This is a genomic window from Variovorax davisae (assembly GCF_030316845.1).
GTDB lineage: Bacteria > Pseudomonadota > Gammaproteobacteria > Burkholderiales > Burkholderiaceae_C > Variovorax > Variovorax davisae.
This window is the reverse complement of sequence record NZ_JASZYS010000014.1, coordinates 120,944-142,063: the sequence shown is the minus strand read 5'-3', so window position 1 is coordinate 142,063 and position 21,120 is coordinate 120,944. Positions and strand designations below refer to the sequence as shown.

24 protein-coding genes are annotated in these 21,120 nt (G+C 69.4%); 11 read left to right on the top strand and 13 right to left on the bottom strand.

Translation table 11 applies throughout. The features are described 5' to 3' along the window. Positions 1 to 128 precede the first annotated feature (128 nt). Complete coding sequence (locus tag QTI33_RS27420) at positions 129 to 281, top strand: hypothetical protein (RefSeq protein ID WP_286509548.1); 153 nt, start codon at positions 129 to 131, stop codon at positions 279 to 281. 5 nt (positions 282 to 286) lie between these two features. Here QTI33_RS27420 and QTI33_RS27415 read toward each other — a convergent pair whose 3' ends face one another. Then, positions 287 to 580, bottom strand: a complete 294-nt coding sequence (locus QTI33_RS27415; RefSeq protein WP_286509547.1) for a hypothetical protein — start codon at positions 578 to 580, stop codon at positions 287 to 289. 73 nt (positions 581 to 653) lie between these two features. On the opposite strand from QTI33_RS27415, the gene QTI33_RS27410 reads away from it, so the two are divergent. Then, positions 654 to 1,064, top strand: a complete 411-nt coding sequence (locus QTI33_RS27410; RefSeq protein WP_286509546.1) for a response regulator transcription factor — start codon at positions 654 to 656, stop codon at positions 1,062 to 1,064. 3 nt (positions 1,065 to 1,067) lie between these two features. Here QTI33_RS27410 and QTI33_RS27405 read toward each other — a convergent pair whose 3' ends face one another. Beyond that, entirely contained in the window at positions 1,068 to 1,724 is a 657-nt protein-coding gene (locus QTI33_RS27405) for a response regulator transcription factor (RefSeq protein WP_286509545.1), read from the bottom strand. 126 nt (positions 1,725 to 1,850) lie between these two features. On the opposite strand from QTI33_RS27405, the gene QTI33_RS27400 reads away from it, so the two are divergent. Further along, complete coding sequence (locus tag QTI33_RS27400) at positions 1,851 to 3,647, top strand: two-component system sensor histidine kinase NtrB (RefSeq protein ID WP_286509544.1); 1,797 nt, start codon at positions 1,851 to 1,853, stop codon at positions 3,645 to 3,647. Between the two features lie 18 nt (positions 3,648 to 3,665). Here the strand turns inward: QTI33_RS27400 and QTI33_RS27395 are convergent, their stop codons facing one another. The 3 genes from QTI33_RS27395 to QTI33_RS27385 all read right to left on the bottom strand — a co-directional run bounded on the left by QTI33_RS27395 (position 3,666) and on the right by QTI33_RS27385 (position 6,434). Beyond that, positions 3,666 to 4,427 (bottom strand): YfaZ family protein, encoded by a 762-nt coding sequence (locus QTI33_RS27395; protein WP_286509543.1) that lies wholly within the window; start codon positions 4,425 to 4,427, stop codon positions 3,666 to 3,668. A 29-nt stretch (positions 4,428 to 4,456) separates the two neighbouring features. Beyond that, positions 4,457 to 5,947: a DUF1254 domain-containing protein gene (locus QTI33_RS27390; RefSeq protein ID WP_286509542.1), complete on the bottom strand. Its 1,491-nt coding sequence runs from the start codon at positions 5,945 to 5,947 to the stop codon at positions 4,457 to 4,459. 151 nt (positions 5,948 to 6,098) lie between these two features. Further along, a complete protein-coding gene (locus QTI33_RS27385) occupies positions 6,099 to 6,434 on the bottom strand; it encodes a hypothetical protein (RefSeq protein WP_286509541.1) in 336 nt (111 codons plus the stop codon). Positions 6,435 to 6,715: 281 nt separating this feature from the next. Between QTI33_RS27385 and QTI33_RS27380 the strand changes: the two genes are divergently transcribed. The 4 genes from QTI33_RS27380 to QTI33_RS27365 all read left to right on the top strand — a co-directional run bounded on the left by QTI33_RS27380 (position 6,716) and on the right by QTI33_RS27365 (position 9,658). Next, positions 6,716 to 7,561 (top strand): DUF2092 domain-containing protein, encoded by an 846-nt coding sequence (locus QTI33_RS27380; RefSeq protein ID WP_286509540.1) that lies wholly within the window; start codon positions 6,716 to 6,718, stop codon positions 7,559 to 7,561. Between the two features lie 12 nt (positions 7,562 to 7,573). Continuing rightward, a complete protein-coding gene (locus QTI33_RS27375; RefSeq protein WP_286509539.1) occupies positions 7,574 to 8,164 on the top strand; it encodes a hypothetical protein in 591 nt (196 codons plus the stop codon). A 29-nt stretch (positions 8,165 to 8,193) separates the two neighbouring features. Then, complete coding sequence (locus QTI33_RS27370) at positions 8,194 to 8,991, top strand: DUF3313 domain-containing protein (protein WP_286509538.1); 798 nt, start codon at positions 8,194 to 8,196, stop codon at positions 8,989 to 8,991. Between the two features lie 61 nt (positions 8,992 to 9,052). Beyond that, complete coding sequence (locus QTI33_RS27365) at positions 9,053 to 9,658, top strand: DUF938 domain-containing protein (RefSeq protein WP_286509536.1); 606 nt, start codon at positions 9,053 to 9,055, stop codon at positions 9,656 to 9,658. A 65-nt stretch (positions 9,659 to 9,723) separates the two neighbouring features. Here the strand turns inward: QTI33_RS27365 and QTI33_RS27360 are convergent, their stop codons facing one another. From QTI33_RS27360 to QTI33_RS27350, 3 genes are read right to left on the bottom strand one after another with little or no spacing between them, the layout of a single operon-like run. Next, positions 9,724 to 10,686: a Bug family tripartite tricarboxylate transporter substrate binding protein gene (locus QTI33_RS27360; protein WP_286509533.1), complete on the bottom strand. Its 963-nt coding sequence runs from the start codon at positions 10,684 to 10,686 to the stop codon at positions 9,724 to 9,726. 27 nt (positions 10,687 to 10,713) lie between these two features. Further along, positions 10,714 to 11,772, bottom strand: coding sequence for a beta-keto acid cleavage family enzyme (locus QTI33_RS27355; protein ID WP_286509532.1), 1,059 nt, complete (start codon positions 11,770 to 11,772; stop codon positions 10,714 to 10,716). A 24-nt stretch (positions 11,773 to 11,796) separates the two neighbouring features. Next, entirely contained in the window at positions 11,797 to 12,645 is an 849-nt protein-coding gene (locus QTI33_RS27350) for a TauD/TfdA dioxygenase family protein (RefSeq protein WP_286509531.1), read from the bottom strand. 142 nt (positions 12,646 to 12,787) lie between these two features. Between QTI33_RS27350 and QTI33_RS27345 the strand changes: the two genes are divergently transcribed. Together QTI33_RS27345 and QTI33_RS27340 are read left to right on the top strand one after the other, a co-directional pair. Beyond that, a complete protein-coding gene (locus QTI33_RS27345) occupies positions 12,788 to 13,786 on the top strand; it encodes an AraC family transcriptional regulator (RefSeq protein WP_286509530.1) in 999 nt (332 codons plus the stop codon). A gap of 173 nt (positions 13,787 to 13,959) precedes the next feature. Continuing rightward, a complete protein-coding gene (locus tag QTI33_RS27340) occupies positions 13,960 to 15,036 on the top strand; it encodes an alpha/beta fold hydrolase (protein WP_444814896.1) in 1,077 nt (358 codons plus the stop codon). Between the two features lie 12 nt (positions 15,037 to 15,048). Here the strand turns inward: QTI33_RS27340 and QTI33_RS27335 are convergent, their stop codons facing one another. Genes QTI33_RS27335 through modA form a run of 3 tightly spaced genes read right to left on the bottom strand, consistent with a single transcriptional unit; the run spans position 15,049 to position 17,191 of the window. Further along, a complete protein-coding gene (locus QTI33_RS27335; protein ID WP_286509529.1) occupies positions 15,049 to 15,747 on the bottom strand; it encodes a sulfate/molybdate ABC transporter ATP-binding protein in 699 nt (232 codons plus the stop codon). Position 15,748: 1 nt separating this feature from the next. Continuing rightward, positions 15,749 to 16,411, bottom strand: a complete 663-nt coding sequence (gene modB / locus QTI33_RS27330; protein ID WP_286509528.1) for a molybdate ABC transporter permease subunit — start codon at positions 16,409 to 16,411, stop codon at positions 15,749 to 15,751. A gap of 18 nt (positions 16,412 to 16,429) precedes the next feature. Continuing rightward, positions 16,430 to 17,191 carry a molybdate ABC transporter substrate-binding protein gene (gene modA, locus QTI33_RS27325; protein WP_286509527.1) on the bottom strand — a complete coding sequence of 254 codons (762 nt, stop codon included), beginning with the start codon at positions 17,189 to 17,191 and terminating at the stop codon, positions 16,430 to 16,432. Between the two features lie 230 nt (positions 17,192 to 17,421). Between modA and QTI33_RS27320 the strand changes: the two genes are divergently transcribed. Further along, a complete protein-coding gene (locus QTI33_RS27320; RefSeq protein WP_286509526.1) occupies positions 17,422 to 18,024 on the top strand; it encodes a lipid-binding SYLF domain-containing protein in 603 nt (200 codons plus the stop codon). Between the two features lie 18 nt (positions 18,025 to 18,042). Here the strand turns inward: QTI33_RS27320 and QTI33_RS27315 are convergent, their stop codons facing one another. Together QTI33_RS27315 and QTI33_RS27310 are read right to left on the bottom strand one after the other, a co-directional pair. Further along, complete coding sequence (locus QTI33_RS27315) at positions 18,043 to 19,020, bottom strand: Bug family tripartite tricarboxylate transporter substrate binding protein (protein WP_286509525.1); 978 nt, start codon at positions 19,018 to 19,020, stop codon at positions 18,043 to 18,045. Positions 19,021 to 19,054: 34 nt separating this feature from the next. After that, positions 19,055 to 20,296: a pyridoxal-phosphate-dependent aminotransferase family protein gene (locus tag QTI33_RS27310; RefSeq protein ID WP_286509524.1), complete on the bottom strand. Its 1,242-nt coding sequence runs from the start codon at positions 20,294 to 20,296 to the stop codon at positions 19,055 to 19,057. Between the two features lie 124 nt (positions 20,297 to 20,420). Here QTI33_RS27310 and QTI33_RS27305 point away from each other — a divergent pair, with 124 nt between their 5' ends. Next, on the top strand, positions 20,421 to 21,116 hold the full coding sequence (locus QTI33_RS27305) for a GntR family transcriptional regulator (RefSeq protein ID WP_286509523.1): 696 nt from the start codon (positions 20,421 to 20,423) through the stop codon (positions 21,114 to 21,116). Positions 21,117 to 21,120 lie beyond the last annotated feature (4 nt).

Genomic DNA, 21,120 nt, shown 5'->3' with positions numbered 1-21,120 from the left:
GGCACCCGCTAGCACAGCTGCAGCGGGAAAAAAGGACCTAGATCACAAAACAACCCAGTCCATTTGGAGGGTTCACAGCCGGGGGGCGGAGGGGCAAAGTCACCCCATTGTCGAACCGGGAGCAGACCATGGACTCAGCAATTCTCACCCTTGGCGCACTGGCGGTCGTGGTGGCGGCCGGCTGGGCCATCGACCTGCTGCTGCACCGCACGCCGCAGACGCGGATGCAGCGCATGATGGCGCAGCAGCTGCGGCGCTCGGCGCGCGCCATCGAGGGCTGATCTGATCAGCCGTCGCCGAGCGCCGACGTGAAGAGCCGCTTGCCGCGCGAGCGCAGCAGTGCCACCAGCCGCTGGGCCGCGGGCGACAGGTAGCCCTCCTTGCGATAGGTGACCCCGAGGTGGCGCCGCAGCGTCGTCTCCTTCAAGGGCTGGTGGTCAAGGGCATCCTCGCGGCCGGCGATGCGCGGCAGGCGCGCGAACACGGCGTCGATCGGCTTTCGCAGCCCGGCGGAAGTGGGGCGGCGCAATCTGTTCGGGCAGGCGCAGGTCGGCAGTCGCCAGGCGTGACGGGTCTCCATGGGACCAAGGTCCAATACCGCTCGGCCGGCCGCGGGCGCAACGTATGCGGCTACAGCGAAAGACTCCGTCCCCATGGTGAAGACCGATGCCGGCCTGGTGGTGTATGTGGTCGACGACGATGCGTCGGTTCGAAGCGGGCTGGCGCGCCTGATGCGTTCGGCCGGCCATCGCGCGATGACCTTCGATGACGGCGAGGCCTTCCTGGCGCATGCGGCCCAGGGCGCCGCCGGCTGCGTGGTGCTGGACATCTCGATGCCGGGCCTCGGCGGCCTCCAGGTGCAGGAGCGCCTCACGCAGGCCGCGCTCGGCATCCCGGTGATCGCGCTGTCGGCGCGCGACGACGACGAGACGCGCCGCCTGGCGCGCGCCCTCGGCACCCGGTTCTTTCTTCGCAAGCCGGTCGACGACCAGGCCTTGCTGGACGCCATCGACTGGGTGACGGGCAGCGGCGGTGCCGCGCCCCCGGCGGCACCCCGAGGCTGACGATCAGCCCGCTGGCGCGGTTTCGCGGTGCTGCGCCGCCGATGCGCGCGCGACGAGGGCGGCGCCGCACAGGTTCACCAGCTCGGCGACCGAGCGCACGCCCATCTTTTCCATGACCCGGGCGCGGTGCACCTTGACGGTCTTCTCGGAAATCTCCATGTCGCCGGCGATCTGCTTGTTGAGGCGGCCGCAGAGCACGCCGTCCATCACCTGGCGCTCGCGCGGCGAGAGGCTGTCGATGCGGGACTGCACACCGTCGCGCCGCGCCGCCTGCGCGCACTGCGCGGCATGGCGCTCGAGCCCGCGGCGCAGGGCGTCGAGCAGCAACTCGTCGTTGACCGGCTTGAGCAGGAAGTCGACCGCGCCCTTCTTCATCGATGCGGCGCAGGTCGGGACATCGGCTTGCCCGGTCAGGAAGACGACCGGGAGATCCCCGTCCAGCGCACACATCATGTCCTGCAGGCCGGTGCCGGTGGTGCCGGGCATGTGGACGTCGAGCAGCAGGCAGCAGGTGCCGGCCAGGGGCAGGCGTTCGAGAAACGCATCGGCCGACGCGAAGCTCTCGGCCTTCCAGCCGACCGAGCGGATCAGCCGTTCCATGCTGGCGCGAACCGCGGGGTCGTCGTCGACGACGAGCACGGTGGGGTGGGCTGGATTCATGCGGCGTTGCTTTCTCGGGCCGCATTATTTGCCGCCCGCCAAGCGGGTGCAACATGCGAAAAGGCCTATGGCGCATCGGCGCCACGCGGCTGCGCAGTCTCCGGCGGCGCCGGCTAAGCTCCGGCAATGAGTGGAATCCTGGTCTCGACCCTCTGCGCCCTGGCCGGGGTCATCGCCTATGCGGCGCTGCACAACGGCATTGTCGGCCTGCAGCGGCCGGTGCATCGCACCCACCTCCTGTTCGCCGTGCTCTGCGTCACGATCACGGTCTACGTCGGCGCAAAGGCGGGCGCCTACGGTGCCGAAACCGCGGCGGCGCTGGTCGCCATGCGGCGGCTGGAACTCGGCGCCAGCATGGTGTTCGCGGGCGTGCTCCCCTGGTTCGTCGGCGCCTACCTCCACATCCGGCGTCGCCGCCAGCAGGTGGCGATGAGCCTCTTCTGCGCGCTCATCTTCGTGGTCAACCTGGCGCTGCCCTGGGGCGTGGGCTTTGCCGAACTGCCGGGCGCCGCCCAGATCACCCTGCCCTGGGGCGAACGGGTGACCGACCTGCGGGTCTTCCACGCGACCCCGTGGTTCGTGCTCGGCGTGGCGGGGTACTACGCCATCTTCGGCTGGTGCACCCATGCCGCATGGTGCCAGTACCGCATCGGCGGCCATCGGCGCAGCAGCCTGACCCTGGCCGCCTGCCTGGCGATCCTGATCCTCGGGCTGACGTACAACCACCTGGTGAATCTCGGCCTGGCGCCCGGCGTGCACGCGGCCGAGTTCAGCTTCATCGGCATGATCGTGCTGCTCGACTTCGAACTCGCGCGCGAGCGGCGCCAGAGCCGCGACCGGGTGCGCGGCATCCTGGACAACATGCCGGCCGCGGTCTACGTCAAGCTCCGGGACGGCCGCTACCTGATGACCAACCGCCTCTATGAGGCGCTGTTCGGCCTGGAGAGCGGATCGGCGATCGGCAAGACCGATCTCGACCTGTTCACGAGCCCCCAGGCCGAGGCGGCGGGCGCCGCCGACCTGCGCGTGCTCCACCAGCGCGAGGCCTTGCGCAGCGAGGAGCGCATCGGCAGCAACGCCCGGGGCGAGCCCCGCATCTTCGCCTCGCTCAAGTTCCCGCTGCTCGATCGCGACGGCAGTGCCGACGCCATGTGCGGCGTCCTCACCGACATCACCGACCTGCGCCAGAACGAGCGCGAGATGTACCTCCTGCGCCGCCAGGTGTGGCATGCCGACCGGGTGGCGCGCACCGCCGTGCTGGCGGCATCGCTGGCGCATGAACTGTCGCAGCCGTTGACCGCGATCCTGAGCAACGCGCAGGCCGGCTTGCGCTTCCTGGCCCAGGATCCGCCGGACCTGGCCGACCTGCGCGAGATCCTGCAGGACGTGGTGCGCGACGACAGGCGCGCCAGCGCGGTCATCAACGGCCTGCGCACCATGCTGCGGCGGCAGGAAACCGAGCGCGAGCGGGTCGACGTCGGCGCCTGCGTGCAGGAGGTGGTCGAGTTGATGCACAGCGACTTCCTCGAGCGCGGCGTCGAGGTCACGCAGTCGATGGCGCCCGGTTGCGTGGTGCTCGGCGACAAGGGCCAGCTCCAGCAGGTGGTGCTGAACCTGGCGATGAACGCCAACGAGGCCATGACCGAGCAGCCCCGCGGGTCGCGCGCCCTGCACGTGTCGGTCGCGCCGAGCGACGGGCGACGGGTCCGGGTGGCGGTCCGCGACACCGGCCCGGGGGTCGACGAGACGCACATCGACAAGGTGTTCGATCACTTCTACACCACCAAGGCCAAAGGCCTCGGCATGGGCCTGGCGATGTGCCGCTCGATCCTCGAAGCCCACGGCGGCAGCCTTTCGGTGGCGCGCAACGAGGGCCGCGGCGCCACCTTCTCCATGCTGCTGCCGCTCGCGCCGGCCGGCTGAGACAGCCAGCGGCTCAGGTCAGAACTTGAATCCGGCGCCGAAGTAGAAGCCGCCCATCGCCGCCTTCTCGAGCAGTCCATCGTCGCGCTTGTAGCTCAGGTAGCGATAGCCGACCTTCAGCGCGGTGGTGGGCGAGTATTGATAGCTGGCGCCGGCGATGGCCTGCCAGCTGGAGCTCGAGCCGCCGTCGCCGGCGTCCAGGTGCGCGAGCAGCGACCACTTGTCGCCGACCGGCACGATGGCGCGAACGCCCAGCAGCGCGTCGGTCGAGCCCGCCGAGTCCTCGATCCGGCGCCCGAGCCCGCGCAGGCTCGGCGCGATGTCGACCCGGGTCCTGGCATCGACGTAGCGCACGCCGCCCAGCAGGTCGATGGCCACCGGCCCCTCGACCACGCGATAGAAGCCGGCCAGCGTGGCGATGGTCTGCTCGAACTTGACGTCGTAGCCGCCCAGCAGCCCGCCGGCGAGCTGGTTGCCGACGCCGAGCTTGACGTACTGCACGTCCAGCAGCCCGCCCCATGCGCCCTTGCGTGCTTCGAGCGTGCCCATGGCGCCGAAGTCGAGCGCCTGGAGGATGCTGCTGGCATTCACGGAGACGGTGTTGCCGGGCAGCGGCCCGAGCTTCAGGTCCGAGCGGATGCCGGCCAGCCAGAGGTAGGGGACGAATTCGAACTGCCACGCGTCGCCGGTTGCCGGGCCGGTCTGCGCCGCGGCCGGCAGGCCGGCCAGCGCGGCGGCGCATCCGGACACGGCCGCTGCGGCCGATGCGAAGTGCTTCATGGGGCGCGGCATCGTTGGCGCCACGCGGATCAGACCGCCTTCACGCGCGGAACGGTCCAGCTGCCGTCCAGCAGGCTGGGCGGCGTGTCCTTGGGCCAATAGAGCCGCATCATGAGGATGAAGCCGTCCTTCGGCGCCGGCAGCCAGTTGCCTTCCTTGTCGGCGCCAGGCGACTCGTTCTGGATGTAGAGGTCGATCGAGCCGTCGGCATTGGCCTTGAGCGCGTTGCGCTGGCTGACGGTGTAGCGGTTGATCGGGTTCGGAACGAAGAAGTAGTCGGTGTCGTACATCGTCAATGACCAGAAGCCGTTGACCGGCGGCAGCTGGCCCTTCGGGAAACGCATGACGTATTTCTTCGAGCCGTGGTACTTCTGGAGGATGTCGGGCCCGGTGGAGGTGGGATACACCGCGTCCTGGGGCCGGTTGGCGCCGAGGCCGATCGCGGTGATCAGGGCCCGCTGGATGTAGTTGGTGCCATAGAGACCCGTCTTGGTGGTGAAGGTCCAGCCGTTCTTGAACTTCAGGTCGCCCGCGATCAAGCCCTTCTTCATCCAGCCCATGATCTTCGCTTGCGCCGGCTTGGGCGCCTTCGACAGGCCCTTCTGGACCGATGCGTCGAGCTTGGCGGCGTCGAAGTCCTTGCCCGGCACCATGCCCAGCTTCGCCAGCTTGGCCACCATGGGGGCGTCGGCCGCGGCCGGCGGATTGGTCTTCAGCAACTGCGCGAACAGCGCGAAGTAGCTGGCGGCATCCATCGCGTCGACCTGCTCGCGCACCGCGGTCTTGCTGTCGATGCTCGAATCGACCGTGCCGGGCGGCGGCGTGAAGGGCTTGCCATAGGACGACAGCGGCACGGCCGTCATCTGGTCCTGCAGCGCATGGACCGCGGCATAGTCTTCCGGCGTGCCGGTGCAGTAGATGCGTCCGAGCATCCAGACCATGCCGGTCGGCGACTTGTATTGCTTGACGCCCGGGGGCAGGGTGCCTTTCCAGCCCGGACCGGTGATGGCGAACTTCTGCGGCCCGGTGCCGGTGGTTCGCTTGCCGGGCACCTCGAAGACGTTGGTCCAGCCGTCCAGCATCGGCAGCAGGAAGAAGCGCCCCTTCATGTCGGGCGTGGAGATCACCCACGGCTCCTTGGCCACGTCCAGCCAGACGATGGTGTAGAGCGTGTCGGCATTCGGCGCCGTGACCGCATGGTTGTCGACCGCCGGATAGCCGCGCAGCTTGAGGAACTGGCCCATCGGCGCCTTGCTTTCGTCGGGTGCCGCGACATTGGTGAGGCTGCGCCGGGTCAGCTCCATGGTGACCAGCGGGTAGGCGTAGATGTAGGCCTCGATCGCGAGCGCGCGCGCCTGCCGCGCCTTGATGTCGGTCTCGGCGTCCGCGAGCTCGTCTTCGACGGCGTCCTTGGCATCGATCAGGAGGCCATCGGCCGCATGGGCGCCGGGCACCCAGGCACCGAGTGCGCCCAGCGTCAGGGCGAAGACGGCTTCGCGTCGCGTCGTGTGGTCATTCATTGCGATGGCTCCTCAGGTCGTTCCGCCCGGGCTTGTGCGCGGGTCGTGCTCGTCGTCGCGAGTGTCTGGAACATAGCGGCCGTCGCAGCGAGGGGTAATTGGACTTTGGGCCAATTGCCTGGCGCCGGCGCCCCGGGGCTCCCGTGCCTGCTCAAGGCGCACGGACCACATCGGAGGTGACGCCGTTTTCGTCGACCGTGCAATGGAAGGGCCGGGCCTGCCCGGCCACGCTCAGCGTGACCACGTAGACGCCGTCCTGCATGGTCTGCTGATCGCCGGTCGGCGTGACCGTGTCGCGCGGCACCTTCAGATAGCGCGCGACCGCGTCGATGCAGCCGGTGCGCGACGCCTGCGGCGACATGAAGCCGGCGAAGATGGCCGGCGGCTTGTAGCCGCCGAGGGTGTCCGGGGGCGTCTGGGCCGCGCAGGCGGCGAGCAGCAGGCTGGCGCCGGAGAGGGCCGCCGCGCGAATGGATTCGATGTGCATGGGTTTCCTCGTTTGTCGTGGCGATGGCGGGTCATGCCGGAATGCCGGCGCCCTGCGTCGTCGTCTACCCTTCTCGACGCGCATGGTGAGGCTCGGGGCGAGCCGATGCAATGCGACCTTGTGCCTAGAACGCCGTTCCGGCAGGAAAGGGCGTCCTGATTGGACCAAGGTCGTATTTCCTTCCGACCAGGCCAGGCGAATACTGCGCCTTGCGTTCATAGCGGGAGGCGCGACAACATGCGCAGCCAGTCAACCGGCGTCTTCGAGCCGAAGGAGCACCCATGATCAGAATCAGATCGTTCGCAGGCGCGGCGCTGCTCGCCGCAGCCTTGGCCTTCGCTGGCGGGGTGGCGGCCCAGGGCGCCTCGGCGTCGCGGGCCGCCCCCTCCGGCAGGGCCGCCGCCAAGCCGGCGCCGCAGCTCGAAGCCAAGGCCATGGACCTGCTGCGCGCGATGAGCGCCAGCCTGACGGGCGCCAAGTCGCTGGCCTTCACGGCCGTCGCCACCTACGAGAGCCCGAGCAGCGTCGGCCCTTCGCTGGCCTATGCGACGAGCTCCGAGGTGCTGCTGCAGCGCCCCGACCGGCTGCGCGTCGTCACGCTGGGCGACGGTCCGCCCGCGGAGTACTACTACGACGGAAAGACCCTCACGGCCTTCGCGCCGGCCGAGAACCTGGTGGCCATGGCGCCCGCGCCGCCCACCGTCGACGCCATGCTCGCGCAGGCCTTCGACAGCGCGGCGATCTACTTCCCCTTTGCCGACATCGTCGGCAGCGACCCCTTCAAGACGCTGACCGAGGGCCTCACCAAGGCCTTCTACATCGGCCAGTCGAAGGTCGTGGGCGGCACCACCACCGAGATGGTCGCCCTCGCCAGCGACCAGATGTTCATGCAGATCTGGATCGGTGCCGACGACAAGCTGCCGCGCAAGATGCGTGCGATGTTCCGCGGCGATCCGCTGCGGCTGCGCCATCAGGTCGAGCTGTCGAACTGGCGGCTCGATCCGGTGATCGCGGCCGAGGCCTTCGCGGCGGTCAATGCGGCCAACGCGAAGAAGATCGCCTTCGCGGCGCCCAAGCCGGTGGCGCCCGCGAAGAAGGCGACCCGGTCCGCCGCCAAGCCGCAGTAAGGAGCACCGACCATGATCACGCGCAAGACCTTCCTTCCCCTGCTGGCCGGCCTGCTCATGGCGGCCGGGTTCCATGCGCCGGCGGCGGCCTGGGCCAGCGCCAACCGCTTCGGCGGCCATTCCGAAGGCGGCTGGGGCGGCGCCGAGCACACCAACCGCTATGGCGGCACCACCACCCACAGCTGGGACGGTGCCACCAGCCACACCAACGTGTACGGCGGCACGACCACCGGCGTGGCCGGCTACGGCGCGGTTCACACCACGGCCGGGGGCTTCAGCACCTACCGCCCCCCGGCCTACGGCGTCGCGGGCTACGCGCCGTACCATGCGCCGGTGGCGGTGCCTTACTACCACGCGGGTTGCTACGACTGCGCCGGCGCGGTGGCTGCGGGCGCCGTGGTCGGGGTGGCCGCGGGTGCGGCGGTCGCCAGCGCCGCCCGGCCGGTGGCGGTGTATCCGATGGGCGTCAGCTACGCCACGGTGCCTGCGGGCGCCGTGATGGTCAGCCGCTACGGCGTCGACTACTACCAGGTCGGCAACAGCTGGTTCCGGCCCTTCTATGGCGCCAACGGCGTCTACTACACCGTCGTGGGCGCGCCGTGAGCGCGCAGCGCCGGCGTGCAAGGCACTCGATGACATCCCGCTTCGGCCGCCCATCCCTCGCCGCCAGCCTGGCACTGGCACTGGCCCTGCTCGCCAGCGGCTGCGCCGCACCGGGCTCGGGCAACGCCGGTGTCACGGCCTCCGACAACAGCCTTGCCAAGGTCTCCGACGTCGGCTTCCTGACGGAGCCCGGCAAGCTGAAGGTGCAGGCGGCCAGCGGCGGCTTCCTCTGCTGGCGACAAGCCGGCGTCGACTGGCGGCGCTACGACAAGGTGATGATCGAGCGCATCCAGGTCTACGTCACGCCGGCCAACGCGCCGAGCCCGATCGACCCGACCGACCTCAAGACGCTGCTCGACTACTTCCACAGTGCGCTGGTCAAGAACCTGTCGCCCGAGGTGCAGCTGGTCACCACCCCCGGCCCCGGCGTGCTGCGGGTCAGGCTGGCACTGACCTCGCTGGTGCCGACCAACACGCTGGCCAGCATGGCCGGCACCGCGGTGCCCTACGGCTTCGTCGCCGAGATGGGCTCGGGCGCGGCCACGGGCCGCCCGGTGGGCTCGACGCCGTACCTGGGCAAGACCGGACTCGAGGCCCAGTTCCGCGACGGCGCCACGGGCAGCGTGCTGGCCGAATGCGCCGACACGCAGATCGGGCTCAAGTACGCAGCCGACCTCGACCGCGGCGCGACCACCGCCGCCGAAGCCTGGATGAACGGCTATGTCAGCTCCTTCACGAGCTGGAGCTACGCGCAAGACGCCTTCAACAAATGGTCGTCGGCCTTTGCCCGGAGGTTCGCGGAATTGCGGGCGCAGTCGCCGCAGTGAGCGCGAACGCCGGGCGAATCCGGCTATCCTTCGCGCCATCGCTACTTCCCGCCCGATCCGGATGGCAGATCTTCCCAGCAGCCCGGCCGCCGACCGCAACAAGCAGCCCATCCTCGAGGTCTTGCGCCGCGTGCTCGGACCCCGCGGTGCCGCCCTCGAGATCGCCTCCGGCAGCGGCCAGCATGCCGCCTGGTTCGCGGCGGCCCTCGGCCAATGGGCCTGGCAGCCCAGCGACGCGGATGCGGCCATGCTGCCCGCGCTCGCCGAGCGGGTCGCACAGGCCGGCCTGGCCAACCTCAGGCCGCCGCTGCTGCTGGACGTGATGTCGCCCCGCTGGCTGGCGCAGGACGGGGATCGGCGCTTCGACGCCATCTATTGCGCCAACATGCTGCACATCGCGCCTGCCGCCGCGTGCCCCGCGCTGATGGAAGGTGCGGCGCGCCACCTCGTCGCCGGCGGATTGCTGATCACCTACGGTCCCTACTTCGAAGACGGCGCTCCGGCGCCGAGCAACCTGGCGTTCGACCAGAGCCTGCGGGCGCGCGATCCCGCCTGGGGCATCCGCCGGCTGGAGGACGTGGTGGCCGCGGGGCGCCGGGCCGGGCTGGCCCTGCGCGAGCGCCACGAGATGCCGGCGAACAACCTGCTGCTGGTCTTCGGCGCGTAGAGGCTGCCAGGCTGCCGCAGCAAGCACGGCAAGGCCCCGCTGCGAGCCGGGGCGCAGGTGGCGCCTCAGTTCAACTTGATGCCGAAGGCCTTCACGATCTCCCCGTTGCGCTCGTATTCCGTGCGCACGTCCTCGGCGGCCTGCTCCAGCGTGCGCGATTCCGTGATGGGCTCGAAGCCCGTGCTGGCGTAGCGCGCCCGCACGACGGGCGAGGCGTTGATCCTGGTGAGCGTCGCGTGGATCTTTTCCAGCAGCGCCGGGGGCGTCTGCGACGAGGCGAACACGCCGCTCCAGTTGCTGAAGTTCACTTCCGGGTAGCCGAGCTCCGCCATCGTGGGCACGTTCGGGTATTCGGGCATGCGGCTCTTGTAGGCCACGGCCAGCAGCTTGACCTTGCCCGCGGCGATCATCGGCTTGGAGGTGACCGAGCCGTCGAACATCAGCGGGATCTGGTTGCCCATGACCTGCGCCAGCGCGGGGGCCGAGCCGGCGAACGCCACGTGCTCCATGTCCAGCCCGGCCTTCCTGTTCAGGATGGCGCTGGCGTACTGCGACGAGGTGCCGGGGCTGTAGGAAGCCACCGAGACCTTGCCGGGGTGGCCCTTCACGTAGGCGATGGCTTCCTTCGCGTCATTGGCCGGGAACTGCGGCGCGGCAATGAACAGCAGGTACGAGCGCGCCATCTCCGCGATGGGCTTCACGTCCTTGAGGGGGTCGAAGCCGCTCTTGACCACGTGCGGCGATTCGGTCAGCACGTTGGTCACGCTGACCAGCAGCACCTGGCCGTCGGCAGGCTGCGAGAGCATGTACTTGATGGCCACCGCGCCGCCCGCGCCCGGCTTGTTCTCCACGACCACGGGCTGATGGATCTCTTGCGAGAGCTGGTCGCTGATGATGCGGGCGAACACATCGATGGTGCCGCCCGGCGGGGCGGGGACCACGAGCTTGACGGGCTTGTCGGTGAAGGCCATCGCGGCGCTCGTGCCCAAGAGGGCGGCGGCGGCGACAAGGGAAAGACGGCGTTGCATGGCTGGTTGTCTCCTCGGGTGTATTTGTTATGCGACCTTGCGAAGGAAGCCTTGCTGGCGGCCCGGGGCGTTGGGTGCGAATCCGTTGGCGGCCAGCGTTTCTTCCGCCGTGTCGTAGAACACGCCGATGCGGCAGATCTCGCGCGCCTGCTTGGCCGTCGCGATCGGGCGGCCCAGCTCACCCGAGATGCGCACCAGCTGCTCGATCTGCCTGGCGGTGCCGATCTTGGCGGTGCGGGTCTGGTTCCACAGGTTGTCCTCGGTGCCGGTGCGCACGTGCAGGCCGGCGGCGATGCCCCACATGTTCACGGGCAGCGTGTTGAGCACCGAGCTTTCGACCGTCAGCACCGCGCCGTCGGGCACGCCGCGCACGAAGTTGGCCAGGGTGTAGAGGTTGGGTGAATCCATGCCGCCGCCGATCGCCACCCAGTTCAGCACCAGCGGGCCCTTGTAGACGCCGCGGCGGATGAGGCGCTCCACGGATTCGAGGCTGTTCTGGTTGTAGCACTGGAACTCGCTCTGGATGCCCGCGGCCGTGAGGCGGCGGATGTGCTCCTCGGCCCAGCCGGGCTGCGCGGGCACGGTCATTTCCTTGTAGGCGTTGAAGACCGCCGGGTCTTCCAGGGAGCTGCCCTGCACGTCGCGGTGGTCGAACTGCTCCAGGAAGTTCATCTGCGCCGTGTTGATGGTCACCGTCACCTGGTCGGGCCTGGGGTCCAGGTCGGCCAGCATGTGGCGCGTGTCGTCGCTGAGCCACTTGGCCGCGGCGCCATCCGTCTCGGGGGCGAAGCTGATCGAGCCGCCGACCTGGATGATCATGTCCGGCACCCGGGCGCGCACGCCGGCGATCAGTTCGTTGAACTTGGACAGCCGCTTGCTGCCCTTGCCGTCCAGTTCGCGCACGTGCAGGTGCAGCACGGTGGCGCCGGCGTCGTAGCAGTCCACCGCCATCTGGATCTGTTCTGCCATCGTCACCGCGATTTCGCCGGGGAAGTCCTCGGGCACGTAGGAAGGCGCATAGGGGGCGGCGGTGATGATCAGGGGTTGCATGTTCTCGGGGAACAGGTGGCCGTCGAGGAAGTTCATGGTGTTTCTCCTTGGGGGTAGGGGTCAGGCGGTGGGGGTGCCGATGATTCCGGCGCGTTCCATCCGGCGATGGCAGGGGGCGTAGTCCATCACCGCGTAGTGCTGCGTGGCGCGGTTGTCCCAGATGGCGACGTCGTTGGACTGCCAGCGCCAGCGCACCTGGTACTCCGGAATCGCGGCTTGGCTGACGAGGTACTGGAGCAGCTGCGCCGAGCCCGGCGCGAAGTCCTGTCCCACGCGCACGTTGGCGGCGGTGTGGAAGTTGGTGAAGTGGGTGGCGAAGCCGCACACGAACAGCACCTTCTCGCCCGTCTCGGGGTGGGTGCGCACCACGGGGTGCTCGGCGTCGGGGTACTGGGCACGCAGCGCATGGCGCTTCTCGATCGGCATCGCCGCGCCGAAGGTGCATTCGATGCTGTGGCGCGCGCGCAGCGGGGCGATCAGGTCCTTGATGGGCGCAGGCAGCTTCTCGTAGGCCAGCGCCATGTTGGACCACATGGTGTCGCCGCCCACCGGCGGGCACTCGATGCAGCGCAGCACCGCGCCCATGGACGGGGCCTCGCGCCAGGTGCCGTCGGCATGCCAGGAATTTTCATAGCGTTCGGCCGGGCTCTCGGGCGACTTGTAGATGCGCACCAGGCCGGGGTGGTCGGGGTCGCTGCCGACGACGGGGTGGTCTTCCAGCTCGCCGAAGCGGCGCGCGAAGGCCACGTGGTCGGCGCGGGCGATGTCCTGGCCGCGCAGGAACACCACCTTGTGCCGGAGCAGCGCGGCCCTGATCTCGGCAAACAGGTCGGCGTCATGGGCCGCGTCGGCCAGGCTGACGCCGGAGACTTGGGCGCCGATGGCGCAAGTCAGTGGTTCGATACGCATCGTTGTCTCCATCGGGAAGATCGGGATTGGATCTGTCGTCCAGTGGCGCAACTGTAGGAACGAGGGGGCTTCCACGCTTTGCATTTCGTGCCACCGGCTGTACTCTTCGTGCCAGTTCGGGTTTCCCCAGGAGCGGCCGCAGATGGTGACTTTGGTGCGAGCAGCGGCGCTGACCGGCTTTGCCGAGGTCATGCACGCCCTGGGCGGCGACGCCGACCGGGCCCTGCGCCGCGCCGGCCTGCGGCGGGCGCTGGTTCGCGAGCCGGACCAGCTCATCGAGGCCGCGGTGGCCGCGCAACTGGTGGAGGATGCCGCCGAGGCCACGCAGTGCGACACCTTCGGCCTGCGCATGGCCGAATCGCGTCAGTTGTCGCACTTCGGCGTGCTGAGCCTCCTGTTGCTGCACCAGGCCACGTTGCGCCAGGCGCTGGCCACGCTGATCGCCTATTCGCACCTGCTCAACGAGTCGCTCGCCATCCAGATGGAAGATGCGGGCAGCCTGGTCATCCTGCGCGAGGACATCGTGGCCCCGGGGCCCATGCCGCAGTCGGTGGACCTGGCGATCGGCGTGCTCTACCGCACCTGCGCGGCCTTGCTGCACGAGCGCTGGCGGCCTCAACGCGTGTGCTTCGGCCACTCGGCGCCGAGGGATCTGGCCGTGCACAAGCGCTTGTTCGCCTGCCGCGTGGAGTTCGATGCGGAGTTCAACGGCATCGTCTGCAAGGCGGCCGACCTGAACGAGCCCAACCTGCTGGCCGACCCCGCGCTGGCGCGCTACGCCCAGACGCTGGTGGACACCCAGTTCGGCAGCCGCGACGCCAGCAGCGCCCAGCAGGTGCGCCGTGCCATCTACCTGCTGCTGCCCTCGGGCCGCGCCACCTGCGCCGGCGTGGCGCAGGGGCTGGGCCGCAGCATGCGCACCCTGCAACGCACGCTGGACGCCGAGGGGCTGTCGTTCACGGTGCTGCTCGACCAGGTGCGTCACGAACTCGCGCAACGCTACCTGGCCAACCCGCACTACGACATGGGCCAGATCGCCGCCATGCTGGGGTACGGCAGCCACAGCGCCTTCTCGCGCTGGTTCGGCGCCCGGTTCGGCTGCGCGCCGCAGGCGTGGCGCCACAGGCACCGCAGGCGATGACGCCGGCGTGCGGCAGGCCTGGCGGCCGGCGCGACCTTCCCGCGGCGGTCCCAGCGGACCGGAGCGGCGACGACGTGGTGCGCCGAGGCATCGGGTCCGATGCCATTGGCAACCCGCGGCTTTGCGAATAGGCTCGCCGCCGGACCAGACACAACCAGAACGGGGACATTCGCATGGGACTCTTCAGAATGCTGCGTGGCATCGCTGGCGGCTTGCTGCTCACCCTGGCCGGGCTCGCGACCGCGCTGGCGGCGGAGCCGCCCGCGACCCGGGAGGGCGACTGGATCGCGCGCGACTTCCGCTTCCATACCGGCGAGGTCATGCCGGCCCTGAAGTTGCACTACACGACGATCGGCTCGCCGTCGAACGAGGCGGTGCTGATCCTGCACGGCACCGCCGGCAATGGCGCGAGCATGCTGTCGGCCGCCTTCGGCGGCGAGCTCTTCGGCCCGGGCCAGCCGCTGGACGCGAGCAAGTACTTCATCATCCTGCCGGACGGCCTCGGCCACGGAAAGTCGTCCAAGCCCTCCGACGGCCTGCGCGCGAAGTTTCCGTCCTACGACTACGACGACATGGTGCTCGCGCAGTACCGGCTGGTCACCGAGGGCCTGGGCGTTCGCCACCTTCGGCTGGTGCTGGGCAACTCGATGGGTGGCATGCACACCTGGATCTGGGGCGTGCGCCATCCCGACTTCATGGATGCGCTGGTGCCCATGGCCTCCCAGCCAACGGCCATGGCCAGCCGCAACTGGATGATGCGGCGGCTGATCATCGACAGCGTCCGCAACGACCCGGCATGGAACGGCGGCAACTACACCGTCCAACCCACGGCGCTCAAGTCCGCCAACGCCTTCTTCGGCATCGCCACCAGCGGCGGCTCGCAGGCCTACCAGAAGATGGCCCCGACCCGCGAGGCGGCCGACAAGCTGCTCGATGGCCGCCTGGCCGCCCCCTTCACGGCCGATGCGAACGACTTCCTCTACCAGTGGGAGTCCTCCGGCGACTACGACCCGTCGGCCGGCCTCGAACGCATCCGGGCGCCGCTGCTGGCCATCAACTCGGCGGACGACGAACGCAATCCGCCGGAGCTGGGCATCATGGAACGCGAACTCAAGCGGGTGAAGAACGCCCGCCTGTTCCTCATCCCCGCCAGCGAGGACACCCGGGGCCACGGCACCACCGGCATGGCGAAGTTCTGGCAGGCGGAACTCAGGCAGTTCCTCGACGCCGCGCCAGCCCGGCGCGATTGAGGCGGCGCGGCCTCAGGCAGGTCCGACGGCTCCTGGGAGGGGGTCGTCATCGACGATGCGACCATCGTCGATACAGATCACCTCCTGCGCCAGCGCTTCCACGTCCTGCGGATCGTGCGTCACCAGCAGCGTCGGCACCTGCACGCGCTCGAGCATCTCGGCCAGCTCGCGCCGCAGCCGCTTGCGCAATGGCGAATCCAGCGCCGACAGCGGCTCGTCCAGCAGCAGCAGGCGGGGCTCGATGGCGAGCGCCCGGGCCAGCGCCACGCGCTGCCGCTGGCCGCCGGACAGGTTGCGCGGCAGGCCGCCGCGCAGGCTCGCGAGATCGAACTGCCGGATCAGGGCGTCGACGCGCTGTGCGTGCCCGGCATCCGCGCGCTGGCCGAGGCGGCGCAGGCCGAACTGCAGGTTCTGCTCCACCGTCATGTGCGGGAACAGCGCATAGTCCTGGAACACCATGCCCACCCGGCGCTCGCGGGCCGGCAGGTCGATGCCGCGCGGCGTGTCCAGCAGCGCCTGCCCGCCGACCCGCACCCGGCCGCGCGCCTGCGGCAGCAGGCCGGCGATGGCCTGCAGCACGGTCGACTTGCCGGAGCCCGACGGCCCGATCAATGCGGTGCGCTGCGACGCGGCGCTGAAATCGACGTCCAGCTCGAAGCTGCGGTCGGTCGAATGCAGCGTGAGTCGCAGCTGGACTTCGAGCGCGGCCATCTCAATGCCTCGCCTGCAGCAGCCGGCCCGAGGCCACGAGCACCACGATGCAGACCAGCGAGATCACCAGGGTCAGCCACAGGGCCTGGCTGTCGTTGCCCGCCTGCACCGCCTCGTAGACGGCGATCGACAGGGTCTGGGTCTTGCCGGGCAGGTTGCCGGCGATCATCAGCGTGGCGCCGAACTCGCCCATGGCACGGGCGAAAGCCAGCATCACGCCGGCCGCGATGCCGCGCATGGCCAGCGGCAGCGACACCCGCAGGAAGACCTCGAGCTCGCCGGCGCCGAGGGTTCGCGCGGCATTGGCGAAGCGGCCGTCGACTTCCTCGAAGGCGGCCCGCGCCCCCTTGTAGACCAGCGGCAGCGAGACCACCGAGGCCGCGATGACCGCGCCCTGCCAGGTGAAGATCAGGTTGATGCCGAACCAGCGGTCGAGGTACTGGCCGAAGACGCCGTTGCGGCCGATCAGCACGATCAGGTAGTAGCCGATCACCGTCGGCGGCAGCACCATCGGCAGCATCAGCAGCGAGTCGACGATGCTGCGGCCGGGGAAGGGCCGGCGCGCCAGCCACCACCCCAGCGCGATGCCGATGGCCGCGGCGATGAGCGTGGCGAACAGTGCGACCTTGAGCGTCAGCCAGAGCGGGACGAACAGGGTGGGCACGTGCTGCCTGGCGCCGCGTCAGGGCTTCGAGAAGCCGTGGCGCTGGAGGATCTCCTGGCCTGGCGCGCTGCGCACGAAGGCGATGAACTCGCCGGCCAGGGCGGCGTTCTTGCTGCCGGCGATCTGCGCGATCGGATAGGTCACGGGCGTGGTGGTCGGGATCGTCAGCACGATGCGGGTCTTCTCGGGCTCGATCAGCGCGTCGGTGCGGTAGACGAAGCCGGCATCGACCTCGCCGCGGGCCACGTAGTTGAGCACCTGGCGCACGCTCTCGCCGTAGATCCAGCGCGATTGCAGCGGCGCCGTGAGGCCGGCCTTGTCGATCGCCTCCATGGTGTAGCGCCCGACCGGGACCGTCGCCGGCGTGCCGGTCGAGATGCGCTGGAACGACGGGTTCGCCAGCGCGCCCAGCTGCTTCGGCGCCTGGGTCGAAGCCGCGGGCACGATCAGCACCAGCGTGTTGGCCGCGAAGTCGACCCGCGTCGCCGGCGCGATCAGGTTGGCGCTGGCGGCGCGGTTCATGGTCTCCTGGTCGGCGGAGGCGAACACGTCGACCGGCGCGCCCTGCTGGATCTGGGCCAACAGGGGACCGGATGCGGCGAAATTGAAGGTGAGCCTGGCACCCGGCCGGGCCTGCTCGAAGGCCTTGCCGGCCGCCTGGAAGGCGTTCGTCAGGCTGGCGGCGGCGGAGACGACCAGTTCCTGCGCGCTGCAGGCAGCGCTGCCGAGCAACAGCGTCGCGACCAGGGCCGCGCTGCGAAGCCTCGGGAAAATCGTCATGGCCGGTTCCTCTCGATCGCTATTCAATTTGGGAATAGCGATGATAGCAACCCTTCGAGGCACGCATTTGTCGGCCCGCGGCCAGCCGCAGTTCCGCCGCACGCCCCCGGCGCACCGACGCCGGCGCCCCGGTCCGAAATGCCCCCCGCCTCATCCGGCGACGCGGCACAATGGCACGCACCCGCCGGCGACCGCGCCGCACCCCCTGGCCCGCGCCATAGGACTTCGACATGAAACGTCTTGCCTGGATGGTCTTGCTGCCCGCGCTGCTGTCGGCCTGCGCCTCGGGATCCACCCAGGGCGCCGGCTCGGTGCAACCCACGCTGCCGGCTGCCGAAGTCCCCAAGGCCAAGGCGGACATCCTCGCCATGCGCGACCGCACGCTCGCGGAGCTCTTCGCGCAAAAGCCGCAGGCCCGCGAGGAGGTGGGCAAGGCGGTCGGCTACGCGGTCTTCGATTCCTCGCAGATCAACGTCGTTCTCTTCGTCGGGGCGCGCGGCACCGGCGTACTGGTCGACAACGCGACGCAGGCCAACACCTTCATGATCGCAACCCGCGCCGGGACCGGGCCGGGCATCGGCTACAAGGATTTCCGGCAGGTGATGGTGTTCAAGAACCGCGAAGTGTTCGACCAGTTCCGCAAGCTGGGCGCCGACGTCGCCGCCTCGGCCGACGCCACCATGAAGCTGAACACGGCGGGCGCGTCGGCCGACCTGTCGACCTCCTTCAACCCCTTCGTCTCGACCTACCAGTTCACCGACAAGGGCGTCCTGCTGCAGGCCAACTGGGGCGGCGCCGCCTTCGTGCCCTACGCGCAGTTGAATCAGCCCTGACGCGGCGCCAGCCGGCCCTCAGGCGTCGACCTTGACCTTGCCGTCGCGCACCACGCGCGCCCACTTGTCGATCTCGCTCGAGATGAACTTCGCGAACTTGTCGCGCGAACCGCCGCCGTCCTCGGCGCCGTAGGTGTCGAGGCGCTCCTGCACGTCGGGCATCGCCAGCACCGTGTTGACGTCGCGGTTGATCTTGTCGGCGATCGCCGCCGGCAGCTTGCCGGGGCCGGCGAGCCCGTACCAGGTGGTGGCTTCGAAGCCCTCGAAACCCTGCTCCTGCATGGTCGGGATGCCGGGATGGCCCTTGGCGCGCTTGAGCCGCGTCTGCGCCACGCCGATCACCTTGCCGCTCTTCACGTGCGGGGTCGCGGCGGTCATGGTCTCGAAGCTGTACTGGATCTGGCTGCCCATCAGGTCGGCCAGCAACGGCCCGCTGCCCTTGTAGGGCACGTGCATCGCATCGACCTTGGCCTGCAGCTTGAACATCTCCAGCGCCAGATGCTGCGCCGAGCCGGCACCGGCCGAGCCGAAGCTCACCTTGCCGGGCTCCGCGGCGCACAGGGCGACGATGTCCTTCACCGTCACCGCCTTCTGCGTCGGGCTGGCGATCAGCAGGTTGGGCGTGACGCCGACCAGCACGATCGGCACGAAGTCGCGCTGCACGTCGTAGCGCAGCTTGGGCTGCAGGCTGGGCGCCAGCGCGTGGCTGTTGATGTGCGCCATCAGCAGCGTGCTGCCGTCGCTCGGCTGCGTCGACACGTACTCGGCGGCCAGCACGCCCGCGACGCCGCCCTTGTTCTCGACGATGACCGTCTGGTTCCACATCACGGACAGCTTCTGCGCCACCACCCGGGCCAGCGCGTCGGTGCCGCCGCCCGGCGGGAAGCCGACCACGATGCGCACCGGGCCGGTGGGCCATTCCTGGGCGAACACGCTGGGCACGCCCAGGGCCGCCGCAGCGGCGCCCGCGGCCTGGATGAAGGAACGTCTTTGCATGGTGTCTCCGTTGTTTTGAGTGACGTGCCGGCGCTCAGGCGGCCTTCTGCAGCGCGGCCGGCGCCGCGTGGCCGGCGAAGTAGTCCATCGACGCCTGCACGCCGCTGCCGGCGAGCTTCACGCCCGAGAGCTTCAGGCCCATCTCGACGCCGGCGACCATCGCGACCAGCGTCAGGTCGTTGCTGTCGCCGAGGTGGCCCATGCGGAACATGCGGCCCTTGAGCTTGCCCAGCCCGGTGCCGAGCGACAGGTCGAAGCGATGATGGATGAGGCGGCGCACCGCATCGGCGTCGACGCCCTCGGGCGTGATCACGCCGGTGAGCACCGGCGAGTACACGGCCGGGTCGGCGCACTGGATCGGCAGGCCCCATGCGTTGACCGCGGCGCGCACGCCCGCGGCCCAGCGCTGGTGGCGCGCGAAGACGTTGTCGAGCCCTTCGCCGAGGAGCATGTCCAGCGATTCCGACAGGCCGTAGAGCAGGTTGGTGTTGGGCGTGTAGGGCCAGTAGCCGTCCTTGTTCATCTCGACGATCTCGTCCCAGGCCCAGAACGAGCGCGGCAGCCTGGCGCTCTTCATCGCTTCGAGCGCCCGCGGCGAGATCGCGTTGAAGCTGATGCCAGGCGGCAGCATCAAGCCCTTCTGCGAGCCGCTGATGGTCACGTCCACGCCCCATTCGTCGTGGCGGAAGTCGGCGCTCGCCAGGCCGGAGATGCTGTCGACCATCAGCAGCGCAGGGTGGCCCGCCGCATCGATGGCGCGGCGCACCGCGGCGATGTCGGAGGTGACGCCGGTCGAAGTCTCGTTGTGCACCACGCACACGGCCTTGATCTTCTTCTCGGTGTCCTTGCGCAGGCGCGCTTCGATCAGGTCGGCCTGCACGCCGCGGCGCCAGCCCGCTGCCTGCGGGAGCTGCGTATCGGCGCCGCCATAGGCGAGGAACTCGGTCGAGATGCCCAGGCGCGCGGCCATCTTCTGCCAGAGCGAGGCGAAGTGGCCGGTCTCGAACATCAGCACGTGGTCGCCCGGGCTCAGCGTGTTCGACAGCGCGGCCTCCCACGCCCCGGTGCCCGAGGCCGGATAGATGACGACCGGATGCTGCGTCTTGAAGACCTGCCGGATGCCGGCCAGCACCTTGCGGCCGAGCGCGCCGAACTCGGGCCCGCGATGGTCGATGGTGGGCAGGCTCATCGCGCGCAGGATGCGGTCGGGCACCGGGCTCGGGCCGGGGATCTGCAGGAAGTGCCTGCCGGTGGGATGGGCGTCGAGTTGAAGCATGGACTGTCCTTTCCTTTCCAGTTTTGCATGCAAAACACAAAAATTCATGATCGTTATCCCCTACGCACAATGATTGATGCATCGTAAATTTGCATTCAAAATGCATCTCAGAGGAAATGAAGCCATGGCTGAAGTGATCGAAATCTCGCGCCTTGCGCTGCATGACCAGGTTGCGTCGCGCTTGCGCACGATGCTGATCGAAGGGCAGATCGCACCCGGCGCCAAGCTCAACGAGCGCGCGCTGTGCGAGCAGCTGCGGGTCTCGCGCACGCCGCTGCGCGAGGCCATCAAGCTGCTGGCGGCCGAGGGGCTGGTCGACCTGCTGCCCAATCGCGGCGCGGTGGCCGTCAAGCTGACCGAGGCCGACGTGGTCAACACCTTCGAGCTGCTGTCGATGCTCGAAGCGATGTCGGGCGAGCTGGCGGCGCAGCGCATCACCGACGGCGAGCTGGCCGAACTGCGCGCGCTGCACTACGAGATGATGGCCTGCTTCGCGCGCCGCGACCTCTCCGGCTACTACCGCATCAACGCCCGCATCCACGCCGCCATCAACGACGCGGCCAAGAACCCGGTGCTGACCAGCACCTACCGCGCCGTCAATGCGCGCGTGCAGTCGCTGCGCTTTCGCACCAACCAGAACGAGGCCAAGTGGGCCGGCGCGGTGGCCGAGCACGAGCGAATGATCGAAGCCCTGAGCGCGCGCGACCCCGCCGCGATGCGGCAGGTGCTGCTCGAGCACCTGAACCGCAAGCGCGACACCGTGCTGGAGCTCCTGCGCGCCGGCGAAATCTATCCACGGGCCCCAGCGGCCAAGACCTGAAGTC

Bases quoted from the DNA above. Each gene is read 5' to 3' on its own strand.
- QTI33_RS27420 (WP_286509548.1), top strand. From the start codon at position 129: ATGGACTCAGCAATTCTCACCCTTGGCGCACTGGCGGTCGTGGTGGCG.
- QTI33_RS27305 (WP_286509523.1), top strand. From the start codon at position 20,421: ATGGCTGAAGTGATCGAAATCTCGCGCCTTGCGCTGCATGACCAGGTT.
- QTI33_RS27395 (WP_286509543.1), bottom strand. From the start codon at position 4,427: ATGAAGCACTTCGCATCGGCCGCAGCGGCCGTGTCCGGATGCGCCGCC.
- QTI33_RS27380 (WP_286509540.1), top strand. From the start codon at position 6,716: ATGATCAGAATCAGATCGTTCGCAGGCGCGGCGCTGCTCGCCGCAGCC.
- QTI33_RS27390 (WP_286509542.1), bottom strand. From the start codon at position 5,947: ATGAATGACCACACGACGCGACGCGAAGCCGTCTTCGCCCTGACGCTG.
- QTI33_RS27410 (WP_286509546.1), top strand. From the start codon at position 654: ATGGTGAAGACCGATGCCGGCCTGGTGGTGTATGTGGTCGACGACGAT.
- QTI33_RS27310 (WP_286509524.1), bottom strand. From the start codon at position 20,296: ATGCTTCAACTCGACGCCCATCCCACCGGCAGGCACTTCCTGCAGATC.
- QTI33_RS27320 (WP_286509526.1), top strand. From the start codon at position 17,422: ATGAAACGTCTTGCCTGGATGGTCTTGCTGCCCGCGCTGCTGTCGGCC.
- QTI33_RS27340 (WP_444814896.1), top strand. From the start codon at position 13,960: ATGGGACTCTTCAGAATGCTGCGTGGCATCGCTGGCGGCTTGCTGCTC.
- QTI33_RS27385 (WP_286509541.1), bottom strand. From the start codon at position 6,434: ATGCACATCGAATCCATTCGCGCGGCGGCCCTCTCCGGCGCCAGCCTG.
- QTI33_RS27375 (WP_286509539.1), top strand. From the start codon at position 7,574: ATGATCACGCGCAAGACCTTCCTTCCCCTGCTGGCCGGCCTGCTCATG.
- QTI33_RS27315 (WP_286509525.1), bottom strand. From the start codon at position 19,020: ATGCAAAGACGTTCCTTCATCCAGGCCGCGGGCGCCGCTGCGGCGGCC.
- QTI33_RS27345 (WP_286509530.1), top strand. From the start codon at position 12,788: ATGGTGACTTTGGTGCGAGCAGCGGCGCTGACCGGCTTTGCCGAGGTC.
- QTI33_RS27350 (WP_286509531.1), bottom strand. From the start codon at position 12,645: ATGCGTATCGAACCACTGACTTGCGCCATCGGCGCCCAAGTCTCCGGC.
- QTI33_RS27405 (WP_286509545.1), bottom strand. From the start codon at position 1,724: ATGAATCCAGCCCACCCCACCGTGCTCGTCGTCGACGACGACCCCGCG.
- QTI33_RS27415 (WP_286509547.1), bottom strand. From the start codon at position 580: ATGGAGACCCGTCACGCCTGGCGACTGCCGACCTGCGCCTGCCCGAAC.
- QTI33_RS27360 (WP_286509533.1), bottom strand. From the start codon at position 10,686: ATGCAACGCCGTCTTTCCCTTGTCGCCGCCGCCGCCCTCTTGGGCACG.
- QTI33_RS27335 (WP_286509529.1), bottom strand. From the start codon at position 15,747: ATGGCCGCGCTCGAAGTCCAGCTGCGACTCACGCTGCATTCGACCGAC.
- QTI33_RS27370 (WP_286509538.1), top strand. From the start codon at position 8,194: ATGACATCCCGCTTCGGCCGCCCATCCCTCGCCGCCAGCCTGGCACTG.
- QTI33_RS27365 (WP_286509536.1), top strand. From the start codon at position 9,053: ATGGCAGATCTTCCCAGCAGCCCGGCCGCCGACCGCAACAAGCAGCCC.
- QTI33_RS27400 (WP_286509544.1), top strand. From the start codon at position 1,851: ATGAGTGGAATCCTGGTCTCGACCCTCTGCGCCCTGGCCGGGGTCATC.
- modA (WP_286509527.1), bottom strand. From the start codon at position 17,191: ATGACGATTTTCCCGAGGCTTCGCAGCGCGGCCCTGGTCGCGACGCTG.
- QTI33_RS27355 (WP_286509532.1), bottom strand. From the start codon at position 11,772: ATGAACTTCCTCGACGGCCACCTGTTCCCCGAGAACATGCAACCCCTG.